Here is a 12,864-nt window from a genome sequence, read left to right on the forward strand (position 1 = left end):
TTATACACCTTCCTTATATAAGTTCTTCCGCGTATCCCCTATAAACACAATATCATAGAATCGGGTATACCTCTAAGCAGGCCATATGGAGACCCATATAACAGCTATACCCAGCACTATGATTCTTGCCGCGCTCATGAGCATGAAATTCTTGACGGACAGAATGAAGGTCGTACCTTTATGCTGCTCCTGCTGGAACCGCGCGATATTGCGGCGCAGCGGAATCAGTGTCAGCAGGAGCAGAAGCACCAGTACCGGATGCACACCAAGCAGGACCAGCACGATCAGATCAATAAAAGAAACATAGTAGAGCAGCTCGAACAGCAACAGCGCATTTTTGCGTCCGATATACACAGGCAGCGTATATCTGCGGTTATCCATATCATCCTCAATATCGCAGATGTTGTTAGCCAGCATGATGCCGGCAATTCCGAGGATGGCCGGTACCGAGAACCAGAACAGATACAGTACCTCAAGGAAATTAATGTGCAGACTGATCCAGTTCCCCTGAAGCAGGAGGGTTACCACAGCCTGATCCGAGTGAATGTATGCCGAGATGAAGATAATGACGAAACCCATGAACAGGCCGGAGAACAATTCCCCCAGCGGCATCCGCGAGATTGGAATCGGCCCGAAGGAATACAGGATGCCGATTAGGAAGGACAATCCGCCGAGCAGAAATACAATCAGTCCCGTCTGGGAGACCAGAGCGATCCCGCCGCCCGCCGCAAGTACAAGGAGGGTGACGATCGTCGCCACCACCGTGCTTTCCTTCAGCTTGTAATGGACGATGGGATTATGGGTTTCATACCCGTAGCCGTGGGTTTTTGCCGCTTTTTTGAAATCATAGTAGTTATTGATCGCCGTTGTTGCCATATCGAAGCTGAGGAGCGATACAAACATCATCGCGAAGCGCAGGATATAGAAGTCCTCGAACCGGTATAAGGCATAGAGTGTTCCCAGCAGCAGCGGCAGCATACTGGCTACCTTCGTTGGCAGCTCGACAAACTTGAAGAAAATTTTTATATTCACGGCCAATCATCCTTATCTGTTAGATGCGCACTGTTACTTTGCAGAGGTTGTAACGGTCACCGGTGACCATTCTGCAATTACCGTCTGCCCGTGTGCGGATACGCTGCCCTCCGGCGTCAGATCCTTCTCGGTCATAATGCCCAAAGCGATAGTGAAGCTGTTGAATTTAACCGGCACATTCTGCTCGCGGCGCACCTCTTGACCGTTCACAAAGAATACAGCCTCGTTTTTACCCCGGTGGTAAGTGATTTTGTAAGTATTGAATTCACGCGCCTTGAAGCCGGTATCCTCTGTGAAAATGCAGAAGTATTTGGTTCCTCCGGTCTCGGGTACTGTTACACCCGGAAACGGCAGAATTCCATACACACTGGCATATTTATCGTTGCCGGCGAAGAAATCAAGCGCGGCACCTGTCGTGAAATCAAGTAAATTCAGCGAAACATAGCCGTCATACAGATCGCCCGGCGCTGTCCCCTGCGTACGGGCACGGATCTGCAGCTCGAAGCTGATTTCCCCCTCTTCAGGCACTTCTACCGGCTGGGCCGAATAATACATATGCTTGGCGTTATCAAGAATCTGCACATGGTCGTTCTGGCGACTCAGCTGAGCCCGCACATACAGATATCCATTACGTACAATCACTACAGCTTCCGGTTCACGGTAAGCCCAGAACGAGCCGTCAGGCAGCGTGAAGCCGCCGGTTCTCCAGACCTTACCCTCAGTCAGAATGGTATGAAAATCTCCGATTACAGTTTGTTTAACCTCAGCCGGTTGCACTTCTTCACTAATTGGTTTGTTCTTGTCCATGGGTTTTCCCGCTTTCTGTAATGTAGTAAATTCCCGGTTCAGACCAGTCCCTGAATGAGCAGTGCCACCGCCATGATTAACCCGCAGCGCACAGAGGCCCGCTGTGAGGCGCCCATGAGCGGCAGATAAGCGGCAGATGCATTCTGCGGCTGCAGGTTGCGGTAGACATGCACCGGTGTAATGGCCGTCAGCAAGGCGAGCAGCGCATACACCGGCAGTACATCAAGCAGTACACAAACAATAAGGGATGCATATGAGGTATAGAGCAGCACATGAGAGAAAATCAATGCTCTGCGTTCGCCCCATACTACAACAAGCGTACGCTTGCCGGCCTGCTGGTCAGCTCTCCAGTGCAGGAAGTGGTGGTTGAACAGCAGCAGCGTTGTCAGAAGCCCGATCGGCAGAGACAGCAGGACAGGCTTCAGGCTGAATTCCCCGGTCTGAACGAAATAGGCGCCCAGAACAGGCATCAATCCGAACGCAAGGAAGATAGCAAGCTCACTGTAGCCCTTGCCGCGGTAGCCGAAACGCAGCGGCGGCGCGACGTAGAAATAAGCGATCAGTGCACCGCCGGCGACAAACCATAGTATCTCCCAGCCGCTGTACAAGCTAAGCAGTAATCCGCAGGCGACTGCAACGGCCAGCAGACCCCAGGTCAGAAGCGCAAATAGCGACTCCCGCATCATTCCTCCGGACAAGAAACCGGAATTCGTAGAAATGGCCTCAGGTGTATTATGCGCCTCCGTGTCGGTTCCGTTGCGGAAGTCCCATAAATCATTCACCATGTTGGAGAATAAGTGTGCCGCAGCCGCTCCGACAAAGGTTATAACAAACAAAAACGGATGGAATACTCCCTGCCATACATATGCCCCGACTGTTCCCAAGACAACAGGTATAAGCATAACGGGAATAACTCCAAACCGTGAGGCTTTCTTAAATATCGTCCATTTTTCCATCATGCCAAGGATTATCTCCTTCAATTATTATTTGATAATAATTATCATTAAATTATTATACATCAAATTTCGACACTTTGGGGAGATTTACGCTGCAAAATATTCCCTAATCGTGGTACACTATTATAGATGGTACTTATTTCCTATTAAGTCTAAAATATTAAAGGGGAACACCATGAAACTCCGCAAAAAAATAATGATCTTCATTGGCTTTGTAGCCGTACTCGGAATAGGCACTACCTACCTGCTTCTTCACATGATTCTGCTTAACCGTTTCGAGAAGCTGGACGAGGCGCAGCTGCAGCGCAACTTGAACAAAGCTGTGGCTTCCTATAATGAAGAACTGCAGGACATGAAGACCGGACTACTAAATTACTCCGTGGGGGAAGAAACCTACAGGTTCATGGAATCCGTAAGAAATAACGGCCCGGCCTTATCCGGCAGTATTGCCCCCACCCCCAGCAGCTTAGATCAGACCACCTATGAAATCAACCGTTTCGATATGATCGCCCTGCTGGATTTGAACGGCAGTCCAATATACGGCGGCTCCTACGATCTGGCATTAGGAAGTGTTACCCCCTTGACACAGGAACAGCTCACTCTTTTCAAGCTGATCCACAGCCGTCTGCCTGCTTTCACCGGAACCGAAGAGAGCAGGAGCGGCGTTGTTATTCTGGATAAGGGTCCTATGCTGATTACGCTCACGCCCATTGCCGGCAGCAGCAGTGACAAGGCAGTGATTGGAACGGCCGTTGCCGGAAGAATGCTACACCCGGAAGAGAATACGCATATCTGGAAGGACACCCTCTCAACTATTCATGTGTCCCGCGCCACCTCTGCGATGCTTGCGGAGAGCGGAGGCCAGCCGACCTGGACCCGCCTGGTCTCGGACGATATGATGTCGATTCATACGGCGGTGAATGATTTGTTCGGTGATCCGGGCCTGATCATCTCCCTGAAGGAGCCCCGGCAGCTCTACAATAGCGGACTGAAGTCCATAGGCACCTTCTGCAGGCTCTATTTCATCTCCATGCTGCTGCTGCTTGCCGCAAGCATGCTATTCGTCAACCGGTTTATTCTGAACCGGATGTCATCGCTGATAAGAAATATCCGCGCTATCGGCAGCAGCAAGGATCTGTCTATCCGGATTCCCAGCACCGGGCGGGATGAATTCGGCGAAGTGGAGGTTGAATTCAACCGGATGATCGATTCACTTGAACAGGTGCAGGACGAGCTGCGGCAGCAATCCCTGCTGGACCCGTTGACCCAGTTGCCTAACCGCTCACTCTTTTTTGCCAAGCTGAATGAAGCCATCGCCGGGGCCAAAGCAATCAACCGGCAGATTGCCCTGGTATTTATTGATCTGGATCATTTCAAGACGGTGAACGACACTCTGGGCCATGATTTCGGGGATGCCATCCTGAAGGAGACGGCCTTCCGGATCTCACAGGTTGTCGGCAAACACGATGTGGTCTCCCGGCTTGGCGGGGACGAATTCACCATACTGCTCTCCGATATCGCCGATGCCGGGAGCATTCATACGCAGCTGTCGCAGATTCAGGCGGCCCTCTCCATGCCGCACCATATTAAGGGACATCTTCTATATAATACGGCCAGTATCGGTATCAGCATTTATCCGCAGAACGGTGAAGATGCCGATTATCTGGTCAAACAGGCTGATCTGGCCATGTTCCATGTCAAGGAGACAGGCCGCAATAACATCTTTCTGTATTCAGAGGGTCTTGAGGCAGGGATCCGGCGCAAGAAGGTCCTGGCCCAGCAGTTGCTCTCAGCCGCAGTGGCGAACGAGTTCGAGGTGCATTATCAGCCTATCCTTGGTGCAGGTACTTTGCAGGTATCGAAGGTGGAGGCACTGCTGCGCTGGACCAGTCCGAGCTACGGAAGCATCTCACCGGCCGAGTTCATCCCGCTGGCGGAGAGCAGCGGCTCGATTGTCGGCATTGGCGGCTGGGTACTGCGGCAGGTCTGCTCCGATATGCGTGAATTCCGCAGCCGGGGCCTGGAAGTCACCGCCGCAGTCAATATCTCTGCTCTGCAGCTGATGCAGCCCGGTCTTCTTGAACTGCTGCTCGATCTGCTTCATGAGTATGAGCTGCCTGCGTCAAGTCTGGAGCTGGAGATTACAGAGAGCGTTCTGGTCTCCGGGGACAGCATCTTCCGGTCGCTGCAGCAGCTTAGAGCCCACGGCTTCCGGATCTCGCTTGATGATTTCGGCACAGGTTTCTCTTCCTTAAGCTATCTTCGCCGCTTCCCTGTCGATGTGATTAAGATTGACCGTTCATTCGTTTCCGAGATGTCTCCGGCCCCGCCGGGTGATGTGCTCGTCAAGGCAATTATTGAGCTAAGCCATAACCTCGGGCTGCGGGTAGTCTCCGAAGGTATAGAGCATAAGGAGCAGTTCGACATGCTGCGCGAGCTGGGCAGTGACGAGCTGCAGGGATACTATATCAGCAGGCCTCTTCAGGTCACGGCGCTTTATTCTTTTTTGGCGCAGAAAAATTACTTTTCGGAGTCAAAATAAGCAGTAATTTTATAGGCAAGCTACCGGGTATATGATATGATAGGCAAGCTGATAACAGCACCCGCTCCGGGTGCTGTTATCCTATGCGAACAATTATGAAAATTGGAGGCTTTAATTGTTATGTCAGCGCAACCGCAAACAACTCAATCCGTCAAAATCGTCACCGCCGACCCCAGCGCCATCGGCTTGTTCGGATTGGCTATCGTCACCTTGGTCGCTTCTTCACAAAAGCTCGAAATCACAACAGGTCTAAGCTACGCTATTCCATGGGCTATCTTCCTCGGAGCCTTCGCCCAGCTGTTCGCATCCATTCAGGATGCCAAGCACAACAACACCTTTGGCATGACCGCTTTTGGTGCCTATGCATTCTTCTGGTTCGGCATGGGCGCAAGCTGGCTGATCAAGCTCGGGGTATTCGGTACGGTGCTGGCAGAAGGCGTTGATCCCAAGCAGCTCGGATTTGTTTTTGTAGGATATCTTGTGTTCACCCTGTTCATGACGCTCGGCGCTGTTGAAGCGAACCGCGTCCTGCTGGTCATCTTCATTCTCATCGACTTCCTGTTCCTCGGCCTCGCTATGGATTCCTTCGGAGTCGCTGCGGAATTCTTCCACAAGCTGGCTGCCGTTGCGGAAATGGCTATCGGAATTGTATCCCTCTACGGCTGCGGCGCATCTGTGCTCAATGCTCATTTCGGACGTACTTTCCTGCCGATCGGCGCACCGCTGGGCATCTTCAAGAAATAATTACAGGTTCAGGCTCAAGCTACTTGGGCTCCAATCTTAAGAGCAACGGATAAATACTTGCTGCCCCAGGCAGAAGGTGTTTATCCGTTTTGAATTTACACGGCTGTTTGTTAGGTTTTTCCTTGCGCAAAGACGATAAAAATGACATGCTATAGAGACACCTACGACATATCTCGACATTTTTCTGCGGTGCAGGAACCGCTTTTTATGAATAGCAAATCTACTGCTTTAATCTTTCGGGTATCGGAGGCAATCCATGGCTTTCATTAATAAAAAGCCTTTAACGATTATTGTCGGCTTCTTAGTCGTCCTGCAGCTCTCGCTGTTCTATTATTATTCCTTGTCCGTGAACCGGGAATACAGGGCTGAGAAGGCCGATCTGTCCTCACAGGCAGTCATGCTGACCTCAAATATTGAGGAGAGAGTGGCAATTGTCAAAGGCGTAAGTTCCTTTATTCAAACGGTCGGCTTCGATGCTGATCCCGCACTCATTAATAACTATCTGGTAACGGCACACAACAACAACTCAAGCTATGTCACGAACATTATGATCGCTCCTGACGGTCTTATCCGCTACCTCTACCCTCTTGAAGGCAATACAGCGATTCTGGGCAAAAGCCTGCTGCTGGATGCCTCCCTGGCCTCCCCCGGCATGATCCAAGAAACGATACGCTCCCGCGGCATTACGGTAGACGGGCCCCGTACACTAGCCCAAGGCGGCTATGGAATGGTAATCCGGCAAGCAATTTACAAAGACAACTCTTTCCAGGGCATCGTCTCGGTTACAGTGAAGATTGATAACATTGTGAACCAGCTTGCGCTCGAGGACAGCAATATATATGTTACAGCCGAGGACCACACGTTCCTCTTTGGCAATGAATCCCATGCAGATGAACTGCAGCTTACCGTTCCTGTTCAGGCCTATAATCAGCATTGGCTGATGGGGATTTCCCTGCCCACCTACAAGAAATGGCAAGTGTTCCGCAGCGTACTGTGGATCGATATTGCCTTCCTGCTTGTGATTGCCTTCATTCTCTATATCTTCTGGCATCAGAGCCGGTTCAACCGTGAGCTGGAGCGGGTAGTCAGCATCCGGACCCGTGATTTGCGTATTTCCAAGCGTCTGTATGAAAAGCTGGCGCATTACGACAGTCTGACAGAGATACCGAACCGGCGGTTTTTCATGGATGAATTCGAGCGGCTGCTGCAATGTTCTGACCCGACTCAGACTTATAGCTTATTCTTTTTCGACTTGAACCGGTTTAAGGAGATCAATGATACGCTTGGGCACTCTACAGGAGATCAGGTGATTAAGACACTGGCCGGCCGGTTGAAATCCGGTGATCTGCCCTTCAAGCTGTTCGCGCGTACCGGCGGAGATGAATTCGTCATGATCTTCCCTGACCTGCCGCATGAGCAAATCCCTGTAGTTGCCGAACAGATTAGCTTAATAATCTCGCAGACGCTGCTGATCTCCGGAGCACATCTCAGCTTGTCCACCAGCATCGGCATCTCCCTGTACCCTGAGCATTCGAAGAATAAAGATGATCTGCTCAAATTCGCGGATATGTCCATGTACCAGGCCAAGATACAGGAAGACACCAACTTCTTCATCTTCGACTGGGAGCTGCGTGAGAAGCTGGAGCAGAAGACGATGATCGCTAAGTATTTGCATTCTGCACTGGAGCGGGAGGAATTCGTGCTGTATTATCAGCCGCAGATCAATGCAGTCACAGGTAAAATGATCGGTATGGAGGCGCTAATCCGCTGGAACCATCCCGAGAAGGGTCTGATCGGACCGGGTACCTTCATCGCCGCCGTGGAAGAAGCCGGACTGATGATCCAGCTGACCGACTGGGTGCTGCGCGAGGTATGCCGCCAGCTCTGCGAATGGAGAAAACTGGGGATTCCGCTGCTGCGGACATCCATTAATATCTCCAACAGCTGGTTCTACAACCGCAATCTGATCGAGAATCTGCTCTCCGTGCTTGACCAGTACGGACTGGATACCAATGTGCTGGAATTCGAGATTACAGAGAGCACCGCATTGCTGGAAGAACACTATCCGCTGCTGCAGCAGATGCGCGATCACGGAATCATCGTTTCCATTGACGATTTCGGCACGAAATATTCCTCACTGAATTACCTGAAGCATTTTCCCGTGAACAAAATCAAAATTGACCGTACCTTCATCACCGGCATCGGTGTCAGTTCCATTGACGAGACCATCATCAAATCCATCGTCTTTGTCGCCTCGCAGCTTGGCTATGACCTGATTGCCGAAGGGGTAGAGACACCGGAGCAGCTCGCCTTCCTGGTGAAGCATGATTGCCCGCATATTCAGGGATTCCTGTTCTTCCCTCCGCTGCCTGCCGACGAAATCCGCAAGCTGGCTTCATAAACGGGGGATCGTTATAATAAAGGTAAGACTGATTTTAACCCGAAAGACGAAAGGATTATGAGAACATGAATGGATTGACTACCGGCGAAATTGCCGGAACTGTTATATTTGCGCTGATCCTGGCTATACTTGCCTACCGCATTATCCGCGGCATGCCGAAGATGGCCGGAGAACTTACAGCTTTCCGCAAACGCACACTCGTCTGGACCCAGGTCGCATTGGTACTTACGGTCCTCCAGTTGAACTTCAAAGCAGGAGACTGGCGTTTCGGAATTATTCTTGGACTGATCGTGCTCTTTACCGGAAGCATCTGGCTGTCCGCCCGCCGTTATGATAACGCCCGTCAGGCTGAGTCCGCAGCAGAGCAGCAGGACAGCACCAGAGAATAACATACTAATCTTTCAAGTGGAAACGGCTTTGCCGTCCTTTTGAAGGGCGGTATCCGTTTCAGTGAGAAATAGAAGGATAATTAATAGCGTGTAACATATAAATTCTTATATTTGAATTTGAAGCTCCCGCGTGGGGGCTTTTTTTAAAAAGGAGGAGGAGCTGTGAGCAATACAAACGAACTGGGCATCTACGGCTTCCGCTTCAGTGAGCCGGACCGGCTGCCGCTGCTGAATCTCTTTGCAGCCGGGCATTCGGTTGAGCTGAGCCCGGAGTATCACTGGAACGGCCTGGAGCGCAGCGATGGTCCGCTGCTGCTCTTCCAGTACACCGTTTCGGGAAGCGGGATCTATGAGCTTGACGGGGAGAGCTTCAGCATCGGCCCCGGACAGGCCTTCATGGCTGAGATTCCCGGCAGCCACCGGTATTATCATCCCGGCGGCACGGAGCCGTGGGAGTTCTATTTCCTGCTCTTCCGGCCGGAGCCGCTGCTGCCGCTCTGGAATGATATCAAATCCAGAATCGGGGAAACCCCGGCCCTGGATTCCGGAAGCCCGCCGGTCCGTATGCTGCGCGATATCGTCCGTGAAGCCCACGCCGGACGGATTACCGATCCCTACTCGGCTTCCTCGCTGCTTCATCAATTCATGATGGAGCTCGGCAGGCATACCTCCGGCGGTCCGCGCGACGCGGCCGACTGGCCGCCCGCCATCCGGGAATGCGTCCGGTTCATCGAAGCGAATTACTGCTCTATGATCGGCCAGGAGCAGCTCGCCGGGAAGCTGGGCCTCTCGAAATTCCATCTGCTGCGGACCTTCAGCAAGGCAGTGGGTGTTACCCCCAATGACTATTTGAACCGGGTCCGCACTCAGCATGCCGTGGAGCTGCTGAGAACAACAGACTGCAGCATCGAAGCCATTGCGGGTCAGGTCGGCTATTCCTCTGGCAGTTACTTCATTAAGGTATTCCATAAGCTTACCGGCCAGACACCAGGTGCCTTCCGCTCAGGGAACAGCAGCCTGAATTACAGCCGTCTGTTCTTCAGCTGAGTGTTGCTGATACACGCCCCTTGTTTTGGAGTTGGATAGACATTTGCGCTCGGTGAGGACGCTCCGAGAACGGACCGTTGCTCCAATCGCTGTGCTCTCCAGATTTTTTTCATTCCCCTTTGCGGTGAAAATCCGGAGACCAAGGCGAACGCTATCGCTTTTCCACAATCGTTCCGTCCTCTCCGCTGTTTAAGCGGGAAATGGACAACAATATTTATATAAATGCAAAAGAAACCACTCTTTTGGTAAAATGGAAGTGCGACCAACCATTTCAAAGGAGAGGTTTCTTTTGTACATTCAATATACAATGGACCAACTTTGCCGCACGCTCAACCGCTTTCGTTCTCAACGGATGAAGGACGTCCTTGAAACGGTTTTTACCGCTGTGCTTCAGTTTCTGGCGGACGAGAAATACATCTCCTTCGAGCATTATTTTGTAGATGGCATAAAAATAGAGGCGAATGCGATTCGCTATACCTTCGTGTGGGGCAAAGCCGTCAGTAAACATAAGGCGAAGCTGCAAGAAAAGGTACATGCCTTGTTTGCCAACATTGAGGCTGCAGAGAAACAAGAAGAACAGAAACACCGCGGCCAAGACCTGAGCGAGCTTGGCGAGTCCGCCGAGATCGACAGCGAGAAACTTGAACAAATGACCCATGCGCTAGAGTCGCAACTGCTGGAGAAACCTAAGGACAAGCCCATGAAAAAAGCGGTTCAGAGGCTCCGTAAGGATCTGTTACCGAGACTGCTGAAATATGAGCAATACCAAAACCTGCTCGGGGACCGAAACAGCTTTAGTAAGACGGACCCGGATGCCACCTTCATGCGGATGAAGGAAGATCACATGCGAAACGCTCAACTCAAACTCGGCTACAATGTACAGATTGGAACCGAAAACCAGTTTATTTTGGCGTATAGTTTACACCAAAGACCGACCGATACCCGTTGTCTACAACCACACATGGAAAAGGTATGGCAGATCCTGGGGAGACTTCCGCAGGCGGTGATTGCGGATGCCGGCTACGGTAGTGAAGAGAACTATGCGTATTTGGAAAACGAACACGTGAAGGCTGTGGTCAAATACGGCAGTTACCACAAAGAAAAAAGCAAAGCGTGGAAAGAGAACGACGGAAAGATAGAGAAATGGACGTATGACGAAACCAAAGATACATGGACCTGCCCTGCCGGACAAACGCTACATTTCCGCAATGAAAGCAAGGAAACGCTCAAGAATGAATATAAGATTCGAAAACGTCATTACCGTAGCCAGAGCTGCGAGAACTGCCCACTGAAGGAACGATGTACGAAATCCGAAGGAAATCGAGAAGTAGTCGTCAGTTTGGAACGACTGCGGCACCAGAGTCAGGCTCGGGAGATTCTACGGAGTGAAGAAGGTTACGCCTTGGCCATCCGCCGAATAACAGAACCAGAAAGCGTGTTTGGACAACTGAAGAACAACCGTGGCTTCCGAAGGTTTCTGCTTCGCGGCATGGAAAAAGTGACGCTTGAAGTCGGGAGGCTTTCTCTTGCCCATAATCTGCTGATGCAAGCTGCCAATGACAAAAAACGCAGAGCAGCGATCCTCCAATAACGGGAGGATCGCTGCTCTGTTGACTTTATTGGGTTTTTGAAAAAGAGGAAGGGTCTGTCTCTGCTCGTAAAAAATCCACTTATGGGACAGCCCCTCTTTTCCCCATTTATAAATACTTCCGGCAGCTCCCCCCGCTGTTGCCAGGCGATCCTACACATCACTCTTGAGTCTAGCCTTATGCTCATACATTGCCCGGTCAGCATAAGTGAATACTGTATGAATATCCTCCCGGCCCCTTGTATGAAAAACGGAGTAGCCGTACGCAAGCACAAGAGGAAATCTCCGGTTCCGGTTGATATCCTTTGCTGCGTGATCCATTTGATATAAAGCTTTGTCCACGGCCTCCACCGGCATGTCCTTGCACAGCACACAAAACTCATCACCGCCGATTCTGAAGGGTCTGCCGATTCCTTTGAAGCTCTGTTTAATCACGTTAGCACAATCCACAATGGCTTCATCTCCAGCAGTATGTCCAAAGCAGTCATTGATTGTCTTTAAGTGATTTAGATCAATCACTACGACCACCACTTGCTCGCTGGCCTTCCCGCTATGCTCCATATCCTTTTCAAAAGCAGAACGGTTCTTAATCAGCGTAGGTGCATCATAAGTAAACTGCAGCTCACGCAGATAGATATAGTACATCAACAGGGATATCGCGACACTCGCCCAGATAATGATGAAACCGGTATAAATAATCTGAATCACCATGCATAAGACGGGTACGAGCAAAATGAGCAGCAAAACCTTGTTATTCTCCCATTCGTATTCTGCATTGGTTCTCAGAATAGCTGCGATGAGGCCAATGATGTAATACATACTTACGATTGCCGGCAACAGAAAGAGGTCTCCTCGCGTATAATGGCCTGCAGCATCTACATAATAAACCCAACCCGTCCAGCAGCTCAGTACACAGACTACAGCATTGATAAGGAGCGGTATCCGCAACAGCAGAGCTTTAAGGGTGCTACTCTTGCCGATGCTATTCAAACACAGCAAAAAAAAGGGTACAAGGGGACTTAGTGAAAAGCCCAGGCTGTTGATCATCCGGTAGAGGATTACATAGCTTGCACTCCTGTTATTCTCCAGATAGACCGTTGCAGTCTCAAGCAGCAGCAAACAAATCGTCGTAACCGCCGCACACAAATAAAGGTTATTCTTCTGACGGTTAACGACGATGTTTTTTGTGGCAAAACTGATAGTCAAGCATAAGGAAAATATACCAAGGGTATTCCCAACAATAGTATCGGTCATATCTTTGCCCCCACCTGCCCGTCCGTATCCATATTCACTGAATTCCGTCTCCTGTTGCAGCTTTCCTTGATTATATCTCCATCTCCGGCAGTTTCCCATCATTT

The 12,864-nt window shown here is 50.8% G+C and carries 9 protein-coding genes and 1 pseudogene; 6 read left to right on the forward strand and 4 right to left on the reverse strand.

What is annotated here, in order from left to right:
• Positions 1–72: 72 nt before the first annotated feature.
• Genes R50912_RS31025 through R50912_RS31035 form a run of 3 tightly spaced genes read right to left on the reverse strand, consistent with a single transcriptional unit; the run spans position 73 to position 2,798 of the window.
• Positions 73–1,032 carry a 1,4-dihydroxy-2-naphthoate polyprenyltransferase gene (locus R50912_RS31025; protein WP_042240474.1) on the reverse strand — a complete coding sequence of 320 codons (960 nt, stop codon included), beginning with the start codon at positions 1,030–1,032 and terminating at the stop codon, positions 73–75.
• A 33-nt stretch (positions 1,033–1,065) separates the two neighbouring features.
• Entirely contained in the window at positions 1,066–1,839 is a 774-nt protein-coding gene (locus R50912_RS31030; protein WP_042140312.1) for a DUF6081 family protein, read from the reverse strand.
• Between the two features lie 38 nt (positions 1,840–1,877).
• On the reverse strand, positions 1,878–2,798 hold the full coding sequence (locus R50912_RS31035) for a prenyltransferase (RefSeq protein WP_231637741.1): 921 nt from the start codon (positions 2,796–2,798) through the stop codon (positions 1,878–1,880).
• 172 nt (positions 2,799–2,970) lie between these two features.
• Here R50912_RS31035 and R50912_RS33720 point away from each other — a divergent pair, with 172 nt between their 5' ends.
• The 6 genes and pseudogenes from R50912_RS33720 to R50912_RS31065 form a co-directional block, all read left to right on the forward strand.
• The gene (locus R50912_RS33720) at positions 2,971–5,337 is read left to right on the forward strand and encodes a bifunctional diguanylate cyclase/phosphodiesterase (protein ID WP_052416778.1); all 2,367 of its coding nucleotides are present in this window, start codon (positions 2,971–2,973) and stop codon (positions 5,335–5,337) included.
• A gap of 120 nt (positions 5,338–5,457) precedes the next feature.
• Positions 5,458–6,081, forward strand: coding sequence for an acetate uptake transporter (locus tag R50912_RS31045; protein WP_039305570.1), 624 nt, complete (start codon positions 5,458–5,460; stop codon positions 6,079–6,081).
• Positions 6,082–6,337: 256 nt separating this feature from the next.
• Positions 6,338–8,482 carry a putative bifunctional diguanylate cyclase/phosphodiesterase gene (locus R50912_RS33725; protein ID WP_052416779.1) on the forward strand — a complete coding sequence of 715 codons (2,145 nt, stop codon included), beginning with the start codon at positions 6,338–6,340 and terminating at the stop codon, positions 8,480–8,482.
• A gap of 65 nt (positions 8,483–8,547) precedes the next feature.
• Complete coding sequence (locus R50912_RS31055; RefSeq protein ID WP_042240478.1) at positions 8,548–8,871, forward strand: hypothetical protein; 324 nt, start codon at positions 8,548–8,550, stop codon at positions 8,869–8,871.
• Between the two features lie 162 nt (positions 8,872–9,033).
• A complete protein-coding gene (locus R50912_RS31060) occupies positions 9,034–9,918 on the forward strand; it encodes a helix-turn-helix domain-containing protein (RefSeq protein ID WP_042240479.1) in 885 nt (294 codons plus the stop codon).
• Positions 9,919–10,240: 322 nt separating this feature from the next.
• Positions 10,241–11,509 (forward strand): annotated as a pseudogene (locus R50912_RS31065) (IS1182 family transposase); the annotation flags it as partial.
• A 150-nt stretch (positions 11,510–11,659) separates the two neighbouring features.
• Here R50912_RS31065 and R50912_RS31070 read toward each other — a convergent pair.
• Entirely contained in the window at positions 11,660–12,760 is a 1,101-nt protein-coding gene (locus R50912_RS31070; protein ID WP_197073005.1) for a GGDEF domain-containing protein, read from the reverse strand.
• Positions 12,761–12,864: the final 104 nt, after the last annotated feature.

This window comes from Paenibacillus sp. FSL R5-0912 (assembly GCF_000758605.1).
In the GTDB taxonomy this organism is placed as follows: Bacteria; Bacillota; Bacilli; order Paenibacillales; family Paenibacillaceae; genus Paenibacillus_AQ.